Annotated in this window: 16 protein-coding genes; 14 read left to right on the forward strand and 2 right to left on the reverse strand. The window is 71.1% G+C overall.

From position 1 onward, the window contains the following. Positions 1-5: 5 nt before the first annotated feature. Entirely contained in the window at positions 6-1,841 is a 1,836-nt protein-coding gene (locus tag KBX21_RS05135) for an NAD(P)/FAD-dependent oxidoreductase (protein ID WP_210841128.1), read from the forward strand. A 38-nt stretch (positions 1,842-1,879) separates the two neighbouring features. Then, positions 1,880-2,899 carry an SMP-30/gluconolactonase/LRE family protein gene (locus KBX21_RS05140; RefSeq protein ID WP_210841129.1) on the forward strand — a complete coding sequence of 340 codons (1,020 nt, stop codon included), beginning with the start codon at positions 1,880-1,882 and terminating at the stop codon, positions 2,897-2,899. Positions 2,900-3,250: 351 nt separating this feature from the next. On the opposite strand, the gene KBX21_RS05145 is transcribed toward KBX21_RS05140, so the two are convergent. Beyond that, the gene (locus KBX21_RS05145) at positions 3,251-4,870 is read right to left on the reverse strand and encodes a BCCT family transporter (protein ID WP_307869155.1); all 1,620 of its coding nucleotides are present in this window, start codon (positions 4,868-4,870) and stop codon (positions 3,251-3,253) included. Between the two features lie 1,179 nt (positions 4,871-6,049). Between KBX21_RS05145 and KBX21_RS05150 the strand changes: the two genes are divergently transcribed. Genes KBX21_RS05150 through KBX21_RS05165 form a run of 4 tightly spaced genes read left to right on the forward strand, consistent with a single transcriptional unit; the run spans position 6,050 to position 14,439 of the window. Further along, positions 6,050-11,854 carry an SDR family NAD(P)-dependent oxidoreductase gene (locus KBX21_RS05150; protein ID WP_374225698.1) on the forward strand — a complete coding sequence of 1,935 codons (5,805 nt, stop codon included), beginning with the start codon at positions 6,050-6,052 and terminating at the stop codon, positions 11,852-11,854. Continuing rightward, on the forward strand, positions 11,854-12,309 hold the full coding sequence (locus KBX21_RS05155) for a thioesterase family protein (RefSeq protein WP_210841131.1): 456 nt from the start codon (positions 11,854-11,856) through the stop codon (positions 12,307-12,309). Before KBX21_RS05150 ends, KBX21_RS05155 begins: the two co-directional genes overlap by 1 nt. A 1-nt stretch (position 12,310) precedes the next feature. Next, on the forward strand, positions 12,311-12,829 hold the full coding sequence (locus KBX21_RS05160; RefSeq protein WP_210841132.1) for a flavin reductase family protein: 519 nt from the start codon (positions 12,311-12,313) through the stop codon (positions 12,827-12,829). After that, the gene (locus KBX21_RS05165) at positions 12,826-14,439 is read left to right on the forward strand and encodes an acyl-CoA carboxylase subunit beta (RefSeq protein ID WP_210841133.1); all 1,614 of its coding nucleotides are present in this window, start codon (positions 12,826-12,828) and stop codon (positions 14,437-14,439) included. The genes KBX21_RS05160 and KBX21_RS05165 overlap by 4 nt, the downstream gene beginning before the upstream one ends. A gap of 16 nt (positions 14,440-14,455) precedes the next feature. On the opposite strand, the gene KBX21_RS05170 is transcribed toward KBX21_RS05165, so the two are convergent. Continuing rightward, positions 14,456-15,118, reverse strand: coding sequence for a TetR/AcrR family transcriptional regulator (locus tag KBX21_RS05170; RefSeq protein WP_210841134.1), 663 nt, complete (start codon positions 15,116-15,118; stop codon positions 14,456-14,458). Between the two features lie 765 nt (positions 15,119-15,883). On the opposite strand from KBX21_RS05170, the gene KBX21_RS05175 reads away from it, so the two are divergent. From KBX21_RS05175 to KBX21_RS05210, 8 genes are all read left to right on the forward strand, one after another. Next, complete coding sequence (locus KBX21_RS05175; protein ID WP_210841135.1) at positions 15,884-16,672, forward strand: helix-turn-helix transcriptional regulator; 789 nt, start codon at positions 15,884-15,886, stop codon at positions 16,670-16,672. 1 nt (position 16,673) lies between these two features. Further along, positions 16,674-17,654 carry a DUF1702 family protein gene (locus tag KBX21_RS05180; RefSeq protein WP_210841136.1) on the forward strand — a complete coding sequence of 327 codons (981 nt, stop codon included), beginning with the start codon at positions 16,674-16,676 and terminating at the stop codon, positions 17,652-17,654. Positions 17,655-17,729: 75 nt separating this feature from the next. Next, positions 17,730-18,752: a DUF1702 family protein gene (locus KBX21_RS05185; RefSeq protein ID WP_307869156.1), complete on the forward strand. Its 1,023-nt coding sequence runs from the start codon at positions 17,730-17,732 to the stop codon at positions 18,750-18,752. Further along, positions 18,749-20,101 carry a cytochrome P450 gene (locus KBX21_RS05190; protein ID WP_210841137.1) on the forward strand — a complete coding sequence of 451 codons (1,353 nt, stop codon included), beginning with the start codon at positions 18,749-18,751 and terminating at the stop codon, positions 20,099-20,101. Before KBX21_RS05185 ends, KBX21_RS05190 begins: the two co-directional genes overlap by 4 nt. Positions 20,102-20,158: 57 nt before the next feature. Continuing rightward, entirely contained in the window at positions 20,159-20,728 is a 570-nt protein-coding gene (locus KBX21_RS05195; RefSeq protein WP_210841138.1) for a DUF5987 family protein, read from the forward strand. Beyond that, positions 20,725-22,374 (forward strand): FAD-dependent oxidoreductase, encoded by a 1,650-nt coding sequence (locus KBX21_RS05200; protein ID WP_210841139.1) that lies wholly within the window; start codon positions 20,725-20,727, stop codon positions 22,372-22,374. The genes KBX21_RS05195 and KBX21_RS05200 overlap by 4 nt, the downstream gene beginning before the upstream one ends. Before the next feature lie 106 nt (positions 22,375-22,480). Then, positions 22,481-23,437, forward strand: coding sequence for a carboxymuconolactone decarboxylase family protein (locus KBX21_RS05205; RefSeq protein WP_210841140.1), 957 nt, complete (start codon positions 22,481-22,483; stop codon positions 23,435-23,437). After that, positions 23,434-24,249, forward strand: a complete 816-nt coding sequence (locus KBX21_RS05210; protein ID WP_307869157.1) for a TIGR03084 family metal-binding protein — start codon at positions 23,434-23,436, stop codon at positions 24,247-24,249. The genes KBX21_RS05205 and KBX21_RS05210 overlap by 4 nt, the downstream gene beginning before the upstream one ends. Positions 24,250-24,294: the final 45 nt, after the last annotated feature.

The following is a 24,294-nucleotide window of genomic DNA, read 5'->3' on the forward strand; positions in this document are numbered from 1 at the left end:
GCCCCATGGGCACTGCACCAGACACGCGAACGGCGATCGAGGCTGACGCGGCGGAGCTCGACATCCAGGGTCTGCGGGCCCGCTACGCGAAGGAACGGGAACGCCGCGTCCGGCCCGACGGCGCGTCCCAGTACCGTTCCGCCTCCGGAGACTTCGGCTACTACGCGAAGGACCCCTACACCCCCCGCACGGAGCGTGAACCGCTCACCGATGCCGTCGAGGTGCTCGTGGTCGGAGGCGGCTTCGGCGGGCTCGTGACCGGAGCGCGCCTGCGGCAGGCCGGGGTCGAGTCGATCCGGATGATGGACGAGGCCGGCGACTTCGGCGGTACCTGGTACTGGAACCGCTATCCGGGCATCCACTGCGACATCGAGTCCTACTCCTACATGCCCCTGCTGGAGGAGGTCGGCCACGTGCCCCGGTGGCGCTACGCCCCGGGGGAGGAGATCCGGCAACACGCCGTGGCGATCGCCGAGACCTTCGCCCTCTACCGCGACGCCGTGTTCCAGACCAGGGTCACCGGTCTCATCTGGGACGACCAGACCGACGAGTGGGTGGTCGAGACGGACCGGGGCGACAGGATGCGCGCCCGGTTCGTCATCACGTCGTCCGGTACGCTCACCCAGCCGAAGCTCCCGGGTATCCCGGGTGTGGAGACCTTCCGCGGCCACACCTTCCACACGAGCCGGTGGGACTACGGCTACACCGGCGGTGACCAGAGCGGCAGGCTCACCGGACTCGCCGACAAGCGTGTGGCGGTCGTCGGCACCGGTGCCACCGGAGTGCAGGTCATCCCGCACGTGGGACGCGACGCGGAGCACCTGTACGTGTTCCAGCGGACGCCGTCCTCGGTGGACGTCCGCGACAACCGTCCGACCTCCCCCGAGTGGGCCGCCTCCCTGGAGCCCGGCTGGCAGCGGGAGCGCATGGAGAACTTCCTCGCCCTCGTCTCCGGCGAGCCGGTCGAGACGGACCTGACCCGGGACGGCTGGACGTCGACGGCGCGCCTGCAACGGAAGCTGACCACCGGGGCGCTGGACACCAGCGTGTCCCCGGAGGAGCGCGAACGTGTCGAGGAGCTGGCCGACGCCCGGAAGATGAACCAGATCCGCGCGCGCGTGGACGAGGTCGTGGACGACCCGGACACGGCGGAGCTGCTCAAACCCTGGTACCGCTACATGTGCAAGCGGCCCTGCTTCAGCGACCACTACCTCCAGACCTTCAACCGGCCCAACGTCACGCTCGTCGACACCGCGGACCACGGCGGGATCACCCGCATGACCGAGGACGCGATCGTCGTGGGCGGCGTCGAGTACCCGGTCGACTGCGTCGTCTTCGCCACCGGTTTCGACGTCGGTGTCTCCGGAGTGGTGTCCGGGACCCTCCCGGTCCGGGGCCGCGGTGGGCGGGAACTCCTCGACTCCTGGAGCCGTGGCCCGAGGACGCTGCACGGTTTCTACAGCGACGGCTTCCCCAACCTCTTCCACCTGGGTCCGCTGCAGAACGCCACATCGGTGAACTTCACGCACATCCTGCTGGAACAGGCGGGGCACATCGCCGCCGTCATCGCGGAGGGCCTCAGGACCGGCGCCCGTGTCATCGAACCGGAGTCCGACGCGGTGGACGAGTGGGCCCGCACCATCGGCGAGAACGTGCTCGACACCGTCGAGTTCCAGCGCGAGTGCACCCCCGGCTACTACAACCGCGAGGGGGCCGGCCACGCGGGCGGACAGTCCTACGGCCCCGGCCCGGTGGCCTTCCACCGGCTGCTCGAGGACTGGCGGCGGGACCGAATCCACGAGGTCCTGGTCCGGGACCACGCGGTCACGGACGCACGCTGACCCCCTACGCCACGGAACCCACGATCGGGACGGAAGACATGGAATCGAACCGACGCGGTCACCCGCTCGTCGCCACCACGGGGCTGCTCATGGCAGTCCTTCTGATCGCCGCCACCACGGCCTGCGGCCAGGAGGAGGCCGCGGAGAAGGAGCGCACCGCCTCCCAACTGGTCCAGGTGAGCTCGGTCCACGAGGAGACCGGGATGACCCTGCTGGAGGGGCCCACCTTCGCTCCGGACGGCGGGCTACTCGTCGTCGACGTCACCGCTCCGGCGGGAGAACCCAAGGTCCTGAGGGTGGACACGGAGTCGCTGGAGGTGTCACCGGTCCTCACCGACGAGGCCAGTGTGTACACCTCCGCGCAGTTCAGCCCCCACGACGACCGGCTGTACCTGACCGATCTCATCGGCGGGAAGATCGACAGCTTCACCCCTGAGGGCGAGGACCCGGTCACGTTCTTCTCCGGCGACGTCGACGGGAAGCCGATGCTCCCCGACGACATCGCGTTCGACGAGGACGGGAACCTGTACGTCAGTGACACCACGGGTCACTCGGATCCCGTCTGGGACCCCCAGGGCAGGGTCGTCAGGATCGACCGCGACACGGCCGAGGCCACGGTCCTGGCCGACGAACTCCCGGCTCCGAACGGCATTTCCTTCACCGAGGACTTCACCGGGCTGTGGGTCAGCCAGTACGCCGCGAACCGCATCGACCACTTCGGGCTCAACGAGGACGGGACCGAGGTGGCCACGGCCCACACGGGTGTCCACTTCAACGGTGGCACGAGCCAGATCGACTCCAACGCGGTCGACGCGCAGGGCAACGTCTACCAGGCCGTCCACGGGCAGCCGAGCATCTTCGTCTACAGCTCCACGGGCGAACACCTGGCGACGGTGAGCGTCCCCGCCGAGGACGCCGAGGGACTGGACACCGCCACCAACCTGGCCATCGCCCCGGGAACGACCGACGCCTTCATGACGGTCAGCGGGGAGGACGGCGGCTTCGTCTACACCTTCGAGGCGCTCGGTGAGGGGATCCGCCAGTCCAACGGCGGATGAGCCTGCCCGCGGACCGGTGAGCCCGGGCGTCCGCGCCGGAGGGAGGAGGCCTGCCTCCCTCCGGCAGCCGCACGTGCTCCTGGCGGGGGAGAGCGTGTCCCGTGGACCGCGCGACGCGTCCCCGGTCCGCTTCCCGGACATCGTCCCCGCCGGTGTGTCGGCGACCTGGTCGTCCGTGTCCGGCGTGCTCATCGGGCGGCGGATCCGCGGACGAACCCCACCGCCCTCGCACCGCGTTCCCCCTTCGTCAGCCCCTCGTCGACGGTGGGCTGATCACGGCCTGGTCCCCACTGACCGCCGTGCGGCACGGGAACCTCCGGCTCGGTGTGGGCTGCCTGGTGCCGTGCGCGGTCATGCTGGCGATCGCCCGGCCGTCGGGGCCGTGGATCCGTCCGCCGCGAGCTCGTCAGCGGGCCCGGGGTCTCCCTCCAGGGCGCCGTGGTGGCGATCGTGCTCGCGCAGCCAGCGCACGAGGGACACGGCGACCAGGGTCAGGACGACGATGAGCGGGAACGCCGTCACGACCGACAGGGTCTGCAACGCGTCGGTGCCCCCGGCGGACATCACCGAGACCGACACGGCCGCGAGGACGAGGGCCCAGAGCACGCGGTTGAACCGTGAGGGCTCCACCTCGTTGGGAAGGTCACGGGAGGTCGCCGCGCCCATGATGTAGGAGGCGGAGTCCAGCGTCGTGGCCAGGAAGATCAGCAGCAGCGCGAGGAACAGCGGGGTGATGATCCAGCTGAGCGGGAAGGCCTCCAGCGTGGCGAAGATGGCCGGGACGGCACCCTCGGCCTCCAGCGTGTCGACGATGGGCGCCTGGCCCCTCAGGTCGAAGGCCATGCTGGAGTTGCCGAGCAGCGCGAACGACAGCCAGCAGCCCAGGCTTCCGAAGCCGCACATGCCGACGATGATCTGCCTGACGGTGCGTCCCTTGGAGATCTTGGCGCAGAACATCCCGACGAACGGTCCGTAGGAGATCCACCAGCCCCAGTAGAAGACGGTCCAGACCTCCTGGAAGCCGGATCCGCCGACGGGATCGGTGTAGGTGCTCATCCGGACGATGTTCTGGGCGAGCAGGCCGACGCTGTTGGTGAAGGTGTCGATCACGAAGACCGTCGGTCCGACCGCCAGGACCAGGAGGCCCAGGGCTGCGGCCAGGTAGAGGTTGAGGTTCGCGAGGCGCTTCAGACCTCGGTGCAGGCCCAGTGCGACACTGCCCGCGAACAGCAGGGTCCACAAGCCGATGACGACGGTGTTGAGGGCGGCGCCCGGCTCGACCCCGAACATGCGGGAGGCGCCCTCCGCGATGGTGGGCACGGCCAGGGCCAGGGAGGTCCCCGCCGCCCCGATCATCCCGAGGATGAACAGGACGTCGATGACCCGTCCGGGCCAGCCGTCGACACGGTCGCCGAGCACTCCCCGGCAGGCCTCGCTGAGGCGCAGGCGGCGGATCCTGCGCACGTGGTAGGCGTAGGCGAGCGCGAGGGTCGGAACACAGAAGACCGCCCAGGCGGTGGGGCCCCAGTGGAAGAGGGGGTAGGTGGCCGACCACTCGGCGGCCTCGGTGCCGTGCGGTTCCAGTTGGAACGGGGGAGCGGCGTGGTAGTGGGCCCACTCGATGATGCCCCAGTACATGAGGCCGCCGCCGATCGCGGCGGTGAAGATCATCGCGAGCCAGGTGGGAGTGGAGAACTCGGGCCGGTCGTCGGGGCCGCCCATCCTGATGCGGCCGTGTCTGCTGAAGACGAGCCAGACGAGCAGCACCGCGAGGCCGGCGACGAACCACATGTACACCCAGCCCAGGTCGGACTGGAGCCAGGCCAGGACGTCGCCGAGCAGGCGTTCGCCCGTTCTCGGCGCGATCACGAACGGTGCGCTGAAGCCGACGACCATGATCAGCGCGGGCCAGAAGACTTTGTTGTCGATGTTCCAGCGGATGACTCGGGTCACCTCCGGGTTCGAGGGCACGGGCCATCCAGTTACTACTGTGTTGCGCTTGACTAATCAACCAGTCAGAATCGCATCACGGTGGCCCGATCGCGCTGTATCCGGTTGCGTGTCGCTCCAGAACCCCTGTCACCACGTGCTTTGCGTTCCGATGGGCGATCCGGTCGACTCCTACGTAACGAAGTGACAACCACTCCTTCGTTGCGAAAATCGCCATCGCTTCGTTATGGGCGGCGGTCCGTCGGGTGGGCTTCGCGCCGTGAGGGCTCAGCGGGCGTTCCGACGATGGGGGTGGCCCACCGGGCACGCAGTGGAGCCCCGGGGTTTCGTGAGCGGTGGCCGGGCGCGTGCCGGCGCCCCGGGGCTCGGGGGCCTGCCATTCGGCGCATCACTCCGTGGGTGGGAGCTGTGCCGGTCGCCATGGTCCTCGTCCCTGAGTCGAGGCGCCGCGCGGGCGCGGGCGGAACTTCCGGAAGGGCTCGTCCCCTTCGGCTCCCGCATCATCTGACGCTTTCCCGCGCATATGTCCGCCGTGGAGGTCCGTAACCCTTTCCTGCCCCGTCGCGTAGGGGGGAACGGTGATCCGTCATCGCGATGACCAACGCCAGTGGCGCCTCCAGCGGTTGAGTGACCGGGCGATTCCAGTGAAGGTTCGACTGCGGGTGATCGGGTGCCGAGGAAGGCCTCGCAAGCTCCTCTTCCGTGCTGACAAGGGAAGGGTTCGGGGAGTTCCGCTGCGCGTTTTCCGTGCTTTTGCGTTTGCGCGAGAAAACTGTGTCGACTCGCCTTTTCTGCGGGGCGGGAAGCCGCAATGATCCGCCTCTTCGGGCGTCCGGGAAGTGAGGCCCACTTCGCCACGCCCCTGCCGGAACCGAGTCCCGGACTTTGGGTCCCTGTGCCCCTGCCTGATGGTGCGCCCTCCTCTGCCGGTGTGCCTTGGGGGCCACAGTCGCCTCGGCTCCGGGTGGCGCGTCGGCCGCGGTCCGGCCGCGGCGGGCGAGCGGTGGCTGCCGCCCGTGGGGGAGCCCATTCTGTTTCCCGGAAATAATTACGCTGTTATGGAATGGGTTGCCCCGGGGTAGCAGTCTGGAAGAAGACACTCGTCCCCGCGTCACGCATGATTGATCCAGGATTTTCGGTTTATCGCTCTCTCTCTGGATTGTACGGGGTTGGGTTATGAAAAGCACCAGAATTGCAGTGGTGGGAATCGGTCTGACCTACCCGGACGCGAACTCTCCCAGTGAGCTGTGGGAGAACGTCCTCGCAGGAAGGAGGGCTTTTCGCAGGCTTCCGGACGAGCGCATGAACCTGGCGGACTACTGGTCGGAGAATCCCTCCGCCGAGGACAGGTTCTACTCGAAGAAGGCCGCCGTCCTTCGGGGGTTCACTTTCGACAGAGTGCGGTACCGGGTTTCCGGGAGCTCTTTTCGGTCAACCGACATGACGCACTGGTTGGCCCTGGAGACGATGTCCCGGGCTCTGGAGGACGCCGGTTTCCCGGAGGGTGAGGGGCTTCCGCGCCGTTCCACAGGCGTGGTGATCGGCAACAGCCTCACCGGTGAGTTCTCCCGGGCGAACACGCTGCGGCTGCGCTGGCCCTACGTTCGCCGCACCGTCGCCTCGGCCCTGCTCGACCACGGGTGGGACGAGGAGGAGGCCGAGGGATTCCTGGCCAACCTGGAGACCTCCTACAAGGCCCCCTTCCCCCGCATCGACGAGGACACCCTCGCGGGCGGCCTCTCCAACACCATCGCGGGTCGCGTGTGCAACCACTTCGACCTCGGAGGCGGCGGCTTCACGGTGGACGGGGCCTGCTCCTCCTCCCTGCTGTCCGTGGCCACCGCCGCCACCGCCCTCGCCGACGGGGACCTGGACGCTGCTCTGGCGGGCGGTGTGGACCTGTCCATCGACCCCTTCGAGGTGATCGGCTTCGCCAAGACCGGGGCGCTGGCCACCGGCGAGATGAAGGTCTACGACAAGGACTCCAACGGCTTCTGGCCGGGGGAGGGGTCGGGTGCCCTCGTCCTCATGCGGGAGGAGGACGCGATCGCCCAGGGCAGACGAATCCACGCCCTGATCACCGGATGGGCCGTCTCCTCCGACGGCCGGGGCGGGATCACGCGACCCGAGGAGAGCGGGCACCGTCTCGCCCTGGAACGGGCCTACGCCCGCGCCGGGTACGGGATCGAGACCATCGGCTACTTCGAGGGACACGGGACCGGGACGGCGCTGGGCGACGCCACCGAACTCGCGGCGCTCTCCGGCGCCAGGACCGCCGCCGACCCCACCGCGCCCCCCGCGGCCCTCGGAACGATCAAGGCCAACTTCGGTCACACGAAGGCGGCGGCGGGGGTCGCCGGGCTGATCAAGGCGATCCTCGCCGTCCGCAACGGGGTGATCCCGCCCGCCACCGGCCACCACGACCCGCACCCCCTGTTGGAGGAGGAGACGGCCGCCCTGCGGGTGCCGGACCGGCCGCTCGCCTGGCCGGACGGCCACCCCGTCCGGGCCGGTGTCTCGGCCATGGGCTTCGGCGGCGTCAACACCCACATCACCGTGGAGGCCGCGCAGGGGCAGCGGGGCGTCGGTGTGACCGAGCGGACCCGCACCCTGGCCGCGGGCCGACAGGACGCGGAGCTGCTCGTCGTGGACGGCGCCGACCCGGCCGAGGTGCGCCGGAGCCTGGAGGACCTGGCGGAGCTGCTTCCCCGCCTCTCCTACGCCGAACTCACCGACCTCGCCGCCTCACTCGCCGAGCGCTCCGAGGGCCGCCCCGCGCGGGCGGCCGTGGTCGCGTCCTCCCCGGAGGCCGCGGAACGGGCGGTGCGCGTCCTGCTGACCCGGATGGACGCCGGGCAGACGCAGGTGTGGGCACCGGAGCTGGGTGCCTACCTCGCCCACCGCGCCACCGCGCCCAGCATCCGGTACCTCTTCCCCGGGCAGGGCGCCGGGACGGGTCGCACCGGCGCCCTGCGCCGCCGCTTCGGCGCGGCCGACCGGGTCCTGCGCTCGGCCGGCCTTCCGGAGGGCGGCGACCAGGTGGCGACCGAGGTCGCCCAGCCCCGAATCGTGGCGGGCTCCCTCGCGGCCATGGCCGTGCTGGACGATCTCGGCGTGAGGGCCGACGGGGCGGCGGGGCACAGTCTGGGCGAGCTGACCGCCCTGTCCTGGGCCGGTGCCGTCGACGGCAGTGAGGTCCTGGACCTCGCCGCCGCACGAGGGCGGGCGATGGCGCTGACGGGGCGCTCGGACGGCGCGATGGCCGGGTTGGAGACGGGGCGCCCAGCGGCGGAGGCCCTGGTCGAGGGGGAGCCCGAGGTGGTCGTCGCCGGGTACAACGGACCGGAGCAGACGGTCGTCTCCGGGCCCGCCGACGCCGTGGAGCGTGTCTGCGCGCGGGCCCGTGACGAGGGAGTCACCGCGACGCGGGTCAGGGTCTCCCACGCCTTCCACTCACCGCTCGTCGCCGCCTCGGCCGAGGTCCTCGACCGCAGGCTCTCCGAGACACGGTTCGCTCCGCCGTCCCCCGGCCTGGTGTCGACCGTCACCGGTGGTGAACTCGAACCCGACACCGACCTGCGCGCCCTCCTGAGGGACCAGGTCGTCCTCCCGGTGCGTTTCCACGAGGCGGTGGTCCAGCTGGCGCGGGGCGCGGACCTGCTGATCGAGGTGGGCCCGGGACGGGTCCTCTCGGGTCTGACGGCCGCGGCGGTCACCGACGTTCCGGTCGAGGCCGTGGACTCGGACTCCTCCTCGCTGGTGCCCTTCCTGCGGGCCGTCGCCGCCGCCTACGCGCTGGGAGCCTCCGTTGACGTGCGCGGGCTCTTCGCCGGTCGCCTGGTCCGTGAGCTCCCCGAGGAGTTCTCGTTCCTCGCGAGCCCGTGCGAAACGGCGCCCGGTCTGGACGTGGGACGCAGGGAGACCGGTTCCGCCGGGCCCGGGGACGGCGGCGACCAGGGAGGGGAAGTGACCGAGGAGAGCGGAGCCGCCGACACCCTGGAGCTCCTGCGGACCCTGGCCGCTGAGCGCGTCGAGCTTCCGGTCTCCATGGTGGGTGCCAACACGCGGCCGCTCGACGACCTCCACCTGAGCTCCATCACGGTCGGCCAGGTGGTCAACGAGGCGACCCGTCGCCTGGGTCTGCCGCCTCTCGAAGCGACCTCCGGCTACGCCACCTCGACCCTGGGCGAGTTGGCCGAGGTGATCGACGGGCTGGCGGACACCGCGGGAGCGGGCGCGACGGACGGAGAGGTCGCGGGCGCCGCCCCCTGGGTCCGGGCCTTCGAGGTCACCCATGTGCCCGAGCCCCTCCCCTCGGGGGTCGCGGTCGAGGAGGGGGCCGCCTCGGACGACGGCTGGAGCGTGTACGCCTCTGCCGGACACCCGCTCGCCGAACCCCTGCGCCGGTCCCTCTCGGGCCTGGGGAAGGGGGTGCTGCTCTGCCTTCCCGCCGAAGGAGGACCCGAGCTGGCGGGGACCCTGCTGGACGCCGCGCGGTCCGCGCTGGCCTCCGGCGCCGGGACCCGCTTCGTCGTCGTCCAGGGCAGGCGCGGTGCCTCCGGTGTGGCCCGGACCCTGCACCTGGAGGCTCCGGGGACCCTCACCACGGTGGTCACGCTGGCCGATCCCGAGCCCGCCTCGGAGGAGGGCCGACGGGACGCGGTCAGCCGTGTGACAGCCGAGGCCGCCGCCACGACCGGGTTCACCCAGGCCAGCTACGACGCGGACGGGAGCCGCACGGTGCCGGTCCTGCGCAACTCTCCCTTGGCGGCCGACCCGGAGCAGGGCCCGCCGCTCGGGCCGGACGACGTCGTACTGGTCACGGGTGGGGGCAAGGGCATCACCGCTGAGTGCGCGCTGTCCCTGGCCACCGAGTACGGATCGGCCCTGGCACTGTTGGGTCGGGCCGCCGAAGACCAGGACACCGAACTCGCCGCCAACCTGGAGCGGATGTCGGCGGCCGGGGTCCGCCACGTCTACCTCCGGGCGGACGTCACCCGTCCCGACGAGGTCCGGGAGGCGGTGCGCGCCGCTGAGGAGGAGCTGGGTACGGTCACCGCCGTGCTCCACGGCGCGGGGCGCAACGAACCGACCGCCCTGGGAGGTCTGACGGAATCGGTCTTCAGGCGCACCCTCGCTCCCAAGACCGACGGCCTGGGGGCCGTGCTCGAAGCCCTGGACCCCGACCGGCTCCGCCTGCTCGTCACCTTCGGCAGCATCATCGGGCGCGCGGGTCTGCGGGGTGAGGCCCACTACTCCACTGCCAACGACTGGCTCACCGAGATGACGGTGGAGTACGGCCGCGATCACCCGCACACACGCGTCCTGGCCTTGGAGTGGTCGGTCTGGTCGGGCGCGGGCATGGGGGAGCGGCTGGGCGTCGTCGAAGCGCTGATGCGCGACGGCATCACCCCGGTCGCCGCCGAAGAGGGGATCGCGATCCTCCACCGTGTCCTGGCCGACCGCTCGGCCGGGCCGGTGCTGGTCGTCAGCGGCCGGACGGGCGGGCTGCCCACCCTCGACGTCGAGGCACGCGAACTCCCGCTGGGCCGGTTCCTGGACCGCGTCCTGGTCCACTACTCCGGCGTCGAGCTCGTCACCGAGGCGGTCCTGTCCTCCACGGACGACCCCTACCTGGAGGACCACCGCCTTGACGGGGACCTGCTCTTCCCGGCGGTCATCGGCATGGAGGCGATGGCACAGGTGGCGACCGCGGCCAGCGGCCACTCGGGCCCACCGGTGATGGAGGGGGCGCGCTTCCTGCGCCCCGTGGCCGTCCGCCCGGGCGGGACGACCACCGTCCGGGTGGCCGCGCTGGTGCGCGACCCCGAGTCGGTGGAGGTGGTCATCCGCAGCGAGGAGACGGGGTTCGACGCGGACCACTTCCGCGCCGTCCTGCGGTGGCCGCGCACGGACCCGGGGCGGGGGAACGATCCCGCCACGGAGGTCCTCCCGGCCCTGCCCCGGGTGTCCGCCGACCCCTCGGAGCTGTACGGTGACGTGCTCTTCCAGGGCAAGAGGTTCCAGCGGCTTCTCTCCTATCGGCGGGCCAGTGCCCGCCACGTGGTCGCCGAGCTGTCCACGGCTTCCCAGGGGGACTGGTTCGGGACCTTCCTGCCGCAGGGACGGGTGCTGGCGGACCCGGGGGTGCGGGACGCGGCCATGCACGTCCTCCAGGCCTGCGTGCCCGACGGGACGCTGTTGCCCGAGGGGGTGGAGCGGATCGTGCTGGCCCGCCCCCAGGACCAGGAGGAGCCCGACTGCGTGCTCCTGGTCGCCAGCGAGCGGTCCCAGGAGGGCGACTCCTACGTCTACGACGTGGACGTGCGGGAACCGTCCGGCGGCGTGCTTGAACGCTGGGAAGGGCTGAGACTGCGCGCGGTCCGCAGGAGCGGCGGGCCGGGACCCTGGGTCCCCGCGCTGCTCGGCCCGCACCTGGAGAGGGAGCTGGAGCGGGTGCTCGGCGGTTCCCGGGCCGTGGTGGTCGACCCCGACCCCGCGTCCGGGGGCCCAGGGGGCACCGAGGAGCGCAGGGCCAGGACCGAACTGGCGGTGGGACGGGCCCTGAACCGGGTCGTCCGCGTCCGGCACCGGCCCGACGGCCGCCCCGAGGTCGAGGGTGCGCGGGTCTCCGCGTCGCACGGCGCCGGGCTGACCCTGGCGGTCACGGGAAGCGGGCGCCTGGCCTGTGACGTGGAGACCCTGCGGGAACGCTCCGACGAGGACTGGGCCGGGTTGCTCGGCGGCGGACTCATGTCGGTGCGCGACCTGGTCGCCGAACGGGTCCAGGAGTCCCCGCACCTGGCCGCCGCCAGGCTCTGGGGCGCGCTGGAGTGCCTGCGCAAGGCTGGCGGCACCGGCCGCTCGCTGACGCTGGAGGAGGTGGGCGAGCACGGATGGGTGGTCCTCTCGTCCGGGGACACCAGGATCGCCACCTGGAGCACCACCCTGAACGGGAACCCCGACCCGGTGGTGTTCGCCGTGCTGAGCGGAGAGGAGCGCTGATGTCCGACTACTACGAGGTCCGCCACACCGTCGGTTTCGAGGAGACCAACCTGGTGGGCAACGTCTACTACGTCAACTACCTGCGCTGGCAGGGCCGCTGCCGGGAGATGTTCCTCAAGGAGCGCGCCCCGGCGGTCCTGGCCGACGTGCGCGGCGACCTCAAGCTCTTCACGCTGCGGGTCGACTGCGAGTTCTTCGCCGAGATCACCGCCTTCGACGAGCTCTCGATCCGAATGCGTCTGGAGGAGCTCACCCAGACCCAGGTCCAGTTCACCTTCGACTACGTCCTGCTGGGAGAGGAGGGGGAGACGCTGGTGGCCAGGGGACGGCAGCGGATCGCCTGCATGCGCGGCCCGAACACGGCGACCGTGCCGACCCGGGTGCCCGAGGAACTCCGTGAGGCCCTGGCCCCCTACCGGGCCGAGGGCACGGCTCCGCGAGGGGCGGTGGGTTGACATGGCGGACCTGCGCCGGGTGATGTCCACGTTCGCCACCGGGGTCACGGTACTCACGGTCGGCGGTGAGAACCCCCACGGCATGACGGCCAACGCCTTCTGCTCGGTCTCCCTCGATCCCCCGCTGGTCCTGTGCTGCGTGGCCCGCACGGCACGCCTGCACAAGGCCGTCTCGGTCGAGGGGCGCTTCGCGGTGTCGGTCCTGTCCGCCGACCAGGAGGACGCCGCCCGGCACTTCGCGGACCGCTCCCGCCCGCACGGGTGGGCGCAGTTCGCCCCGGTGGGTTGGGTCCCCGGACTCCACACGGGCGCTCCCCTGATCACCGGGTCCCTCGCCTGGCTGGAGTGCGAGGTGACGGAGGAGGTCGTGGCGGGCGACCACTCCGTGTTCGTCGGTCGCGTGCTCGAAGCCGCGTCGGGGAGCGAGGACGCGGCCCTGCTGTTCCACCGCGGTGCCTTCCACGGGCTGCCCGGCGGTGCGGCCCCCGGCGCGCCCAACGGGCGGGTGAGAACCGCATGAGCGTGTCCGAGGTGGACCTGCGGCCGGCACCCGTCCGCGGGTCGGGGGCCGAGGAGGAGCCCCGCACCATGGCGGCGCTGCGCCGTGAGCGCGACGCCCTCCTCGCCCGTACCGAGGCGGGAGATCCCAGCGGTGTCGAACGCCAGCACGACCTGGGCAAGCGCACCGCTCGGGAACGCCTGGACCTGCTCCTGGACGAGGGGTCCTTCGTCGAGCTCGGGATGTTCCGACGCCGCCGGGACGCGGGCCCGGAGACGGAGGGCCGCCGCCCCCACACCGACGGGGTGGTGACCGGGTCCGGGACGATCGACGGCCGTCGGGTGTTCGTCTACGCCCAGGATTTCACGATCCTCGGCGGCTCGCTCGGCGCCGAGCACGCGAAAAAGATCCACCGGGTGATGGACCTGGCCCTGGACGCCGGCGCGCCGCTCATCGGGCTCAACGACAGCGGCGGGGCGCGCATCCAGGAGGGTGTGGCGGCACTGGACGGCTACGGAGGCATCTTCCGGAGGCAGGTGGCCGCGTCGGGTGTGATCCCGCAGATCAGCGTGGTCCTCGGCCCCTGCGCGGGCGGGGCCGCCTACTCGCCCGCGTTGGCCGACTTCACCTTCATGGTCCGCGGGACCGCGAGGATGTACCTGACCGGGCCGGACGTGATCGCCGCGGTGAGCGGAGAGCGGGTGGGCCACGACGAGCTGGGCGGCGCCGACGTCCACGGCGGCCGGACGGGCGTGGCCGCGGTCGTCCACGACGACGAGGATGAGTGCCTGGAGGACGTCCGCCACCTCGTCTCACTCCTGCCCGGCAACAATCTCGCTACCCCGCCCTCCGGCCCGCAGACCGGGGCGGGAAGGGACGTGCGTCCGCGCCTCGCGGACATCGTGCCGGTGGAGCCCAACAGGCCCTACGACATGCGGGACGTGATCGGCGAGGTGGTGGACGAGGGCGACTTCTTCGAGGTCCACGAGGGGTGGGCGCCCAACGTGCTGTGCGCGCTCGCCCGTGTGGACGGCGCGGTGGTCGGGGTCGTCGGCAACCAGCCGATGGTCCTGGCCGGAGTGCTCGACAGTGACGCGTCGCAGAAGGCCGCGCGCTTCGTCCGCTTCTGCGACGCCTTCAACATCCCGTTGGTGACCCTCGTGGACGTGCCCGGTTTCCTGCCGGGGACCGCCCAGGAGCACGCGGGAGTCATCAGGCACGGCGCGAAGCTGCTCTACGCCTACTGTGAGGCGACGGTCCCCCGGGTCCAGGTGATCGTGCGCAAGGCCTACGGGGGCGCGTACATCGTGATGGACTCCCGTTCCATCGGCACCGACCTCTCGTTGGCCTGGCCCGGCAACGAGATCGCGGTGATGGGAGCTGAGGGCGCGGTGAACGTGGTCCACCGCAGGGAGCTGCGCGCCGCGGCCGACCCGGAGGCGCGGCGGCGGGAACTCGTCACGGACTACCGGGAGCGGTTGATGCACCCCTACCGCGCCCCGGAGGAGGGGTTCGTCGACCACGTGATCGATCCGGTCGACACCCGGGCCGCCGTGGCCGAGGGGCTCGCCCTCCTGAGGGACAAACGCAGGGAACAGCCCAGGCGCAAGCACGGGAACGTGCCGCTCTGACCGATCGGGAGGAGCGCTAGGGGCCGGTCTCCTCCAGACCGGGCAGGCGGGCCGCGGAGTCCGCCACGGACAGCTCGGCGGACTTGTGGAGGTCGCCGCAGCCCACCATGAGGGACACGAGCTGGTCCTCGAAACACCGGTCCGCGTCGTAGGGCGGGACGAGGTAGGAGCCCAGATCGAGGGTGGTCAGCCCGTGGACCGCGCACCAGAGGCGGTGGGAGACCAGCTCGGGGTCACCCGGGTGGAAGCGTCCCGCGGTCATGCAGCGTTCCACGCACACCGTCACGTTGCGGAGCGTGTAGCGGCCGTGCTGACGGTCCGCCTCGGACAGGCTGAACCCGGCAAGGGAGCACCCGCCGAACATGACCGCGTAGAGGTGCTCGTTGTGAGTGGCGTTGTGGCGGAACGCCCTGCCGAGCAGGGCGAGGTCGGAGACCGGGTCGTCGGAGCGGGCCACTCCGGTGAGGTGCTCCTGCAGGCGGGAGAAGCCCTCGTGGACCATCGCGTGCACGAGCCCGCCGATGCCGTCGAAGTAGGTGTACACGGCCATGGTCGAGCTGCCCGCCTCCTGGGCGATCCGGCGGGTCGACAGTGCCTGGGGTCCTTCGTCGGAGAGCAGGCGGGCCGCGGTGTCGACCAGATGCGCGCGGGCTAGGGGATCTGCCTTTCTGGGACTCATGCGACCGATTCTGACCGTGGGCGCGGGTGGCCGCTACTTGTGGCTGGCGCTTTTTTCGGGCGAGCGGGGGCGCCGTGTTTCGGTCGCCTCTTCCGGCGGTTCCTGAATGGTAGGCCTCGCTCGGCCTTGTTGAGCGCGGGTTGCGGGTGGGGAGTCGCCCGCGGTATCCGGCGGAGGGCAAACCGCGCGGGAACTTTGTCGTAACCGCGGGTCAGAGTTTTCAGTCGATGTAAATATCCGCCCACGTTCCGTTCGGTTAATTGTTCAACAACTACGTTCGGTTAATCTCCGCCCAATGGGTAATCACTCAGCGTTGTGCAGTGTCACTTTGGGTGTTTTTTGGGGGGTACAAATACTGGGGCGGTCTGTCCCTTTCGTGTATGTATGGAGCAATCTGGAAGATGATGGCCGCTCTTGCTCGGTGGAACTATGAGGGTTGCTTGGCGGACCTTAGAGTCGGGTTGCACTGGGGCGAGTTCTTGCCTCTGGTTTCGATTGCGGTTTCCTGTGGGTCTGGAGCGGAAAGTAGGTGCGGTGGTCATGTTTATTTTGAATTCCCGTTCGAACTGGGGTCCTGCTGGTTTAGGTTCCTCGGGCTATCGACCCTGACCTGTTCTGCTTCAGAGTTCCTTTTGGCTGACTTGCATGCACGCCGAGCCCCTGTCCGACGGTTCGGATGAATGGGAAGACTTTCCTGACTTTTGCTGCGCCTGGGAGAATCATATGGAGAGAATGGACAGGTCCGTCCGTCAAGCGATCCACACCATGCACAAGCGTTACACGGAGCCGCTCACCCTCAACCAGATCGCGGCCGAGGTCTTCGTGAGCCCCTATCACTTCTCCCGGGTCTTCGCTCGTGCGACCGGTGTACCCCCTGGCAGGTACCTGACGTCCGTACGCCTGTTCGCCGCCAAACGGCTCCTGCTCACGACCGACCTCACGGTCTCCGACATCGTGTGCGGGGTCGGCTACAACAGCGTCGGCACCTTCACGAGCAGGTTCACCCGCGCGGTGGGGATGTCGCCCACCCAGTACCGCGACCCCAGAGTGGCCGAGCTGCTCGTCGTCGTGTCCCACGAGTACTCCTGCCTGCCCGGGATGGACGAGATGCGCCGGGCGCGCTTCCTGAAGCCGAGGACACCGGGGCCCTCCCACACGATCAGCGGAGCTGTCGACGTCCCGGAGGAGGTCGGACCCGTCGACGTGCTCGTCGCCGTGTTCCCCGAATCGGTGCCCCAGGGGTCACCGGTGGCCTTCGAGGTCCTCTCGGCGACGGGCCGGGCGGAGTTCACCATCGCCGACGTCCCCTCCGGGCCGCACGTGGTCATCGCGGCCGCGGTGCCCAAGAGCGACCGCACGCGTTCGGGAAGGATGCTCATGAGCTCGACCCGCCACCCCGTCAGGATCGCCAGGGGGCTGCGGACCTTCGTCCACCTGCCCCTGGAGGACGTCCAGGAGACGGACGCGCCCCTCGCCATCACTCTGGCGTCCCCGGCGTTGGCGTTCGAGGGCAAGCTCTCCCGCGCCGCCTGCATCCGTCAGACCGTCGCCTGAGATGGGTGCCCGTCCGCGCCCCGTCGGCGCCCTCAGACGAATGCTGCTCACACCGCAGCTCCACCACGTCGGTCTCGCGCACCTGGGGCATCCCGGTCGGGACTCCCCTTCGGCCCGCCACCTGGAGAGGATCCCCGAGGCGGTGGTCTGCGGCTTCGAGTGGGGAATCGAGGTCCGTGACCCCGGGGAGGTGGAGCGGCGGCTGGAAGCGGTCGCACCGGACCTGCGGGGGTTCGCCTTCGAGGGCGTGGCCATGGCCTACACGATCCGTGACGCGCTCCCCTTCGGGGGCAGGGACCGCACCCGCGACCTCATGCTCGGTCCGGCGGTGCCCCACACCTTCCTCTCCTACATCGGTATCGGGTTCGCGATGTCCCGGCTGCCGCGACCGCTCTGGCGCGACATCCTGCCCGACCTGGAGGGCAACCCCTACCATCCGACCATGAGCTGGCTGGCGGTCGACGGCTACGGCTTCGATCTGGCCTACTTCGACGCCCAACGCTGGATCGACCAACGGCGTACGCCCGAGCCCTACCCCTGGGAGGGCGCCCCCGACTACTTCCCCCGCGCCTTCGACCAGGGAGTGGGAAGGGCGCTGTGGTTCGTCCACGGCGCCCGTCACGACGGGGTCGCCGCCGCCGTCGGGCGTTTCGCGCGGCAGCGCCGCGCCGACCTGTGGAGCGGGGTCGGCCTCGCCGCGGTCTTCGCGGGAGGGGCTGCCCCCGAGGAGCTTCGCGAGCTCCTGGAACGGGCGGGCGAGGACGCGCCGCACGTCTTCCAGGGGGCGGTCTTCGCGGCCAAGGCCCGGGTGTTCTCCGGACACGTCCCCGAACACACCGAGACGGCCGTCCGGGCACTGACGGGTCTGGACTCGGCCGCCGCGGCCACGCTCGCCGACGAACAGCGCGTCGAACCGGGAGGCGGAGGCACCGAACCCGCCTATGAGAGATGGCGTGCGGGAGTGCGCCACCGTTTCTCCTAGCGTGCGACGACCCCCACACCCGCCCCGCACGGCAATTCCTGAGTAGATCCGGACCCGCCGCCGCGAGAAGGATGGGTGACAGACCGATCCGGAAGCGACGGGAGCGAGGACCAGTTGGCCACCGTGGTGGGCGCCCTGAGGCGCCGGGTGATGACACCCAACGCATCCGAGACGAGACTGGAGACCCGAGGGTTCCACGACAAGGGGCCACGGGCCCGAGAGGTCCTGGAGACCGTGGGGGAGTCCTTCCTCGCCGGCCTCGGGGACGCGGTGGAGACGGGGTCCCCGTCCGCCACCGACGAACGACTGACGGCGCTGCCCACCCGCTACCAGGGCTTCGCCTACGAGGGCGCCGCCATGGGTTTCGCGCTCCTGGACGGACTCTTACCTGGCAGTCGCCGGACCGCGGCCTTCCTCCGTGGGCCCGGTGAGGCCCACGTGTACATGGCCTACGTCGGGATCGGCTGGGCCATGGCCCGTCTCCCACGGCCGCTGTGGCCGGACACCCGGGGACTCGACCCGCTGTTGAGGTGGCTGGTCCACGACGGCTACGGATTCCACCAGGCCTACTTCCACACCGAGAAGTACGTGCACCGGCAGGTTCGTGACGCCAGGGCGGCACGGCGGACCGGGGACGGAGCCTACGCGCTGCGGGCCGCCGACCAGGGGATCGGCCGAGCCCTGTGGTTCGTCGGCGGAACAGACGTCGACGTGGTCGCGCGCCTGGTGGAACGGTTCCCCGCGGCTCGCCACTCCGACCTCTACGCGGGGATCGGCCTGGCCGCCACCTACGCGGGAGGGGCGGACGAGGCCGAACTCCACCGCCTCCGGGAGCACGCGGGGGAACACCGGGGCTTCCTCGCGCAGGGGAGCGCCTTCGCCGCCGAGGCCAGGATCCGGGCCGGGCTGCTCGTTCCCCACGCGGAGCTCGGCGCCGCCGTGCTCTGCGGGACGGACGCGGAGAGCGCGGCCCGCGCCTCACGCGAGCTGCGCCCGGACGCCACGGGACCGGAACCCGACCCCGCACGCCCCCGCTACGAGGAGTGGCGGGCCACCCTGGCCCGCGAGCTGGTCCCGCGTGAGGGGGGAGTGTCATGACCCGACCCGATCTTCGCCACCCGCCGCGCACGCCGCTGTCCGCCGCGCCCGCCATGTTGCGCGACCTCGTCGGCGACCGGCTCGCCATGATGACCACGGCGACCGAGAACCACGGCGACGCCGTGCGTATGGCCGCGGGCCCCAAGACCCTGTACTTCTTCAACCACCCCGACCACGCCAGGCGCGTGCTCACCGAGAACAGCGGCAACTACCACAAGGGCATCGGGCAGGTCCACGCCAAGAGGGCGCTCGGCGACGGGCTGCTGACCAGCGAGGGCGAGCTGTGGAAGGCCCAGCGCCGGACCATGCGGCCGGTGTTCGGCCATCAGAGGATCGCCGGGCAGGCCGACGCCGTGGCGAAGGAGGCGGCCGCCCTGGTGGACCGCCTCTGGGCGCGTTCCCGCAACGGGCCGGTGGACCTGGCAGCCGAGGCCACCGGACTGACCCTGGGAGTCCTGGGCCGCACACTGCTCGACACCGACCTCCACGCGTTCGACACGATCGGGGAGTCCTTCGAGGCGGTCCAGGACCAGGCCATGTTCGACATGGTCACGATGAACGGGCTGCCCGTCTGGCTCCCCTTCCCCACCCAGACGAGGTTCCGGCGCGCTCGCAGGGAGCTCCAGCGCATCGTGGGCCGCCTGGTCCGGGACCACGTTCCCGAGGGCGGGGACGACGCGCTCTCCCGTGTGCTCGCCGACGCCGCGGCCGAGCCGAACCCCCGTGCCCGCGCACGCCGTGTGCGCGACGAGCTGGTCACCCTGTTGTTGGCCGGACACGAGACCACGGCCAGCACCCTGAGCTGGGCGTTCTACCTGGTGGACCGTAATCCGGGCACCGCGGAACGGCTTCACGAGGAGGCGGTGCGGGTCCTCGGTGACCGGCCACCCACCTACGAGGACCTGCACGAACTCACCTACACGACCATGGTCGTCCAGGAGACCATGCGGTTGTACCCGCCGGTGTGGATCCTGCCCCGCAGATCGCTGGCCGACGACGAGGTGGGCGGATACCACGTGCCAGCCGGGTCGGACGTCCTGATCTGCCCCTACACCCTGCACCGGCGCCCGGACTCCTGGGAGGACCCGGAACGCTTCGATCCGGAGCGCTTCGACCCCGCCAACCGCGACGGCCGACACCGCTACTCCTACATCCCCTTCGGAGCGGGCCCCCGGGTGTGCGTCGGCAGCAACCTCGGGATGTTGGAGGCGGTCTTCGTGCTCGCGACCGTCTCCCGGGAACTGCGCCTGACCCTCGCACCCGGGCACAGGGTCGTGCCGGAGCCCATGCTCTCACTGCGCGTGAAGGACGGGCTGCCCATGACGGTCCGCCGCGCGCGGAACGGCTGACCGGATCCCGGGCCCGGCGCACCACCCCCCACTCCGCACACCACAGAGGAGACGACCATGCCCAAGGGCATCCCGGACGCCGGGAGCGTTGAGACACGGACACTGGAGGCCTTCGCCGACACCATCCTTCCCGGGGCCAAACGCACGCCGGACGACGCGACGATCGCCGGACGGTCGCACGACGCCGGGGCGGTCGAGGCGGGGGCGCTGGAGCTCCTGAGAACCCCAGCCACCGGCGTCACCTCGGGCCTGGGCGAGTTCGTCGGTCTCCTCAACGACCACGCGCGCCACCACGCCGGACTGTGCGGCCTCGCACTGGCCGAGGAGGAGCCGGCCTTCGTCCAGCTGCCCTTCGAGGAACGGACCGCGCTGGTCAGGGCCCTGACCGCGCCGGGCCACCCGGAGAAGGAGTTCTGGGTGATGCTGGCGCTCTTCTGCAACATGGCCTACGACAGCGCGGCCCACATCAGCACGCCCGTCGCCATCGCGGACGGACACCCGGGCCTGCTGGCCATGGGCTTCGCCGCACCCGACGCGGACGGGCTGCTGCGTTTCAAGGAGTACTCCTACGGCAGGCCCCTGGCCCGCCTCCACCCGGACACCACCTCCTCGGGGAGCCCCGCATGAGCAGCAACGACACCACCGACGTCCTCGTCGTCGGGAGCGGATTCGGCGGAGCCATCACCGCCTACCACCTCGCGGCGGGCGGGGCACGGGTCACCGTGCTCGAACGCGGTCCCTGGCTGGAGAGCGAGGACTTCGAGCACGACTTCCTCCTCGGCTCCTCCTACACCAGGGCCTTCGACTTCACCGTGGGCGACGGGATGAGCATCCTGGGCGGCAACTGCGTGGGCGGCGGGAGCATGGTGTACTTCGCCGCGCTGCCGCGCGCCCCCCGGTTCGTCTTCGACCGCAAGGGGTCCATCGGGCGGCGCATGTGGCCGAAGGCCATCACGAGGGACGCCCTCGACCCCTGGTACGACCGGGTCGCCGAGGCGATGGGGGTCCGCACCCAGGACTGGTCCGACGTCAGCTACCCGGGCGGGCTCTGGGGCGCCGCCTGCGACCACTCCGGACGCACGGCCAACCCCGTCCCGGTCGCGATCGACAAGGACACCTGCGTCAACTGCAACTGGATGATGGCGGGCTGCCGCTTCGAGGCCAAGAAGTCCCTGATGTTCAACTACCTGCCCGCCGCGCTCGCCCACGGGGCGACGATCCGGCCCCTCCACGAGGTGCAGCGTGTCGAGCGGACGGTCGACGGCGGCTACCGGGTGCACTACGACGTCATCGACGAGGACGACTACCGGATCAGGACGGACTCCGGCGTCATCGACGCCAAGATCGTCGTGCTCGCCGCGGGCGCCGGTGCCACACCCGTCATCCTCAAGCGCTCCGAGGCCGACCTCGGAACGATGCCGAACGCTGTCGGCCGCTACTTCTCCGGCAACGGCGAGCGCCTCAACACGGCCGTGGTCAACGAGGACCGCGTCCGCGACGTTCTCGGGCTGGAGCGGGACGACGAACGCGCCTACGAGGCCTTCCAGGTCGGCAAGGGCCCCTGCGTGGCCAACTGGGACCGGCTGGACGCCGACCTGCCGGAGTACTCCCGTTACTCCCTCGAACAGCTCTACTTCCCACCGGCGCTCGGCACCATCCTCGCCCAGGTCCCCGGAGCCCCGGCCCCGTCCTGGTTCGGCGCGGACAAGAAGGAGATGCTGCGCCGCTGGAAGTCGTGGCTGATCGTCTTCACCATGAGCGAGGACGACAACGAGGGCGTCTTCGGCGCTCCTCCGCCCACCGGGAACGCGACCCGGCTCTCCCAGCAGATGCTCGGCCGGGGGCCGCTCAGCTACCGCCCCACCATGAACACCCTGAAGGGCTGGGAGCAGTCGGACGCCGAGGTCAGGGAGATCCTCGAGAAGGACGGGATCGCCAGCGTCGCTCCGTGGACCAACGACCTGGTCGGTGCCTACACCGTCCATCCGCTGGCCTCGTGCCGCATCGGCGACGACCCGCACACCTCGGCCCTGGACGACCGGCACGAGCTGCGGGGCCACCCCGGCATCTTCGTCACGGACGGTTCCGCCGTCCCCGGCGCCCTCACGGTCAACCCCGCGATGACCATCGCGGCCCTGGCCGAGCGGTCCGTTCCGGGCATCGTCGACGCCGCCCGTGAGCGCGGCGTCGACGTCACCTACGGCGCTCCCGCCCCCGACGGCGCCACGTCGGGTCGCGGGAGCGTCCTCAAACTCGTCGGGCAGAGGACCTGAGGCGCCCGGCCCTCCACCACCGACCCCCGGGAGGTGCCCCGTGTTCCGGACCGCTCTGAGAGCCGCGGTCAGAAGATCCCTGAGAGACGTGCGCCATGTGCGGCCGGTGTCACCGCGAGCGGCCCGAGGCGCCACCGCCGCCCTCCACCGCCAGCTGGAACGGGACTTCGGGGTCCTCGCGCCACCGGTCGCCCTGCTCACACCCGCCCCCGAGTGCGCCGCGGCCACCTGGGTGGCGCTGCGTGAGTCGCTGCTGGTCGCCGGGCGCACGTCGCGATCCACCCGGGAGGCGGTGGCGACCGCCGTCTCCCGGGACAACACCTGTCCCTACTGCGTGGAGGTGCACGGCTCCACGCTCGGCTCGCTCGACCCGGCCGACGACGCCCGTGACCCACGCGCCTGGTCCACCGCGGACCCCGTTGAACGGGCCGAACTGGGCGCCGTCACGCTGACGTTCGAGCACATCAACCGCCTCGTCAACGTCTTCCTGCCCGACTCACCCCTGCCCGACTTCGCCCCGGCGGCGGTCCGGGGGACGCTGCGCCGCGCGACGGGCGCGGTCATCGCCGCAGACAGGGGGAGCCCGGTCCCCGGGGCCTCCCTCGAACTGCTGCCCGAACCCGCACGGAGGGCCCCGGTACCGGACGACCTGGGCTGGGCCGTCGCCGACCCCCGGATCCAGCAGGCCCTGACCGCCGCGGTCTCCGCGATCGACGAGGCCGGTGCCCGCACGCTTCCCGACACCGTCCGGGGCCTGCTCCACCGGCACCTCGCCGAGCACGGAACGGGACCGGCCGGGGTCAGTCGTTCCTGGGCGCGGACGGCGGTCCGGGACCTTCCCGTCGCCGACCGCCCCCTCGGCCACTTGACCCTGCTCACGGCCCGGGCCTCCTACCAGGTCGGCGACGACACAGTCGCCGCGTGCCGGGAGGCCGGGGCCGACGACGCGGCCCTGGTCCGGGCCGTTTCCTGGGCCGCCATGACCGCGGCCCGCCACACCGTCCGCACGGCTTCGGCGCGGACCAGCCGGACACCACCGGAGAACGAGAGGAACCAGCCGTGAACAACCTTCCCAACGTCATCACGGAACTGCCCGCCGTCATCGAGCACCTGTCCGCCGAGGCGGCCCAGATCGACGCCCTCGTGGCCGATCTCGACCCCGTCGACTGGACCAGGCAGACCCCGGCGCCCGGGTGGACCGTGGCCCACCAGGTCGCCCATCTCTGCTTCGTCTTCCGGCTCGCCGGAACCGCCGCCTCGGACGCCGAGGCCTTCGCCGCCATGACGGCCAAGGCCAGCGAGGACTTCGACGGTGCCGTCAACGCGGTCCTGGCGACCTACCCCCTGGACGACCCGGAGAAGCTGCTCGCGCGCTGGCGGGCCGACCGTGACTTCGCGGTCGAGGCGCTCGCCGCGGCCCCGGCCGACCAACCGGTGCCCTGGCTCGTGCGCCCCATCCCCCCGGGCGTCCTCGCCTGCGCGGGGATGATGGAGGTCCTGGCCCACGGGCAGGACATCGCCGACGCGCTGGGTGTCACCCCCGAACGCACCGACCGGATCGGAAACGTGGTGGGCTTCGCGGTTCTGACCTGGGAGTTCGGCTACCAGTCCCGAGGTCTCACCCCGCCTGCCACGGAGTTCCGCTACGAGCTCACCTCGCCCTCCGGGGAGAAATGGGAGTTCGGCCCCGCCGACGCCGAACAGCGCGTCACCGGGGAGGCCACGGACTTCTGCCTCCTGGTGACGCGCCGCCGCCACCGCGACGACCTGGCCGTGAGCGCCGTCGGCGCCGACGCGAACCACTGGCTGGACATCGCCCAGGCCTACCGCGGCCCGGCAGGCGAGGGGCGCAGACCCGGACAGTTCCGGAGCTGACCGGACGACTCGTACCGAACAACCGGCCGGGCCGGGGGACCGCCC

Source organism: Nocardiopsis sp. B62, assembly GCF_018070675.1.
GTDB lineage: Bacteria > Actinomycetota > Actinomycetes > Streptosporangiales > Streptosporangiaceae > Nocardiopsis > Nocardiopsis prasina.

Excerpts from the sequence above, each read along its gene's own strand:
- KBX21_RS05155 (WP_210841131.1), top strand. The coding sequence starts at position 11,854 with ATGTCCGACTACTACGAGGTCCGCCACACCGTCGGTTTCGAGGAGACC.
- KBX21_RS05195 (WP_210841138.1), top strand. The coding sequence starts at position 20,159 with ATGCCCAAGGGCATCCCGGACGCCGGGAGCGTTGAGACACGGACACTG.
- KBX21_RS05200 (WP_210841139.1), top strand. The coding sequence starts at position 20,725 with ATGAGCAGCAACGACACCACCGACGTCCTCGTCGTCGGGAGCGGATTC.
- KBX21_RS05140 (WP_210841129.1), top strand. The coding sequence starts at position 1,880 with ATGGAATCGAACCGACGCGGTCACCCGCTCGTCGCCACCACGGGGCTG.
- KBX21_RS05160 (WP_210841132.1), top strand. The coding sequence starts at position 12,311 with ATGGCGGACCTGCGCCGGGTGATGTCCACGTTCGCCACCGGGGTCACG.
- KBX21_RS05170 (WP_210841134.1), bottom strand. The coding sequence starts at position 15,118 with ATGAGTCCCAGAAAGGCAGATCCCCTAGCCCGCGCGCATCTGGTCGAC.
- KBX21_RS05165 (WP_210841133.1), top strand. The coding sequence starts at position 12,826 with ATGAGCGTGTCCGAGGTGGACCTGCGGCCGGCACCCGTCCGCGGGTCG.
- KBX21_RS05190 (WP_210841137.1), top strand. The coding sequence starts at position 18,749 with ATGACCCGACCCGATCTTCGCCACCCGCCGCGCACGCCGCTGTCCGCC.
- KBX21_RS05175 (WP_210841135.1), top strand. The coding sequence starts at position 15,884 with ATGCACAAGCGTTACACGGAGCCGCTCACCCTCAACCAGATCGCGGCC.
- KBX21_RS05180 (WP_210841136.1), top strand. The coding sequence starts at position 16,674 with ATGGGTGCCCGTCCGCGCCCCGTCGGCGCCCTCAGACGAATGCTGCTC.
- KBX21_RS05135 (WP_210841128.1), top strand. The coding sequence starts at position 6 with ATGGGCACTGCACCAGACACGCGAACGGCGATCGAGGCTGACGCGGCG.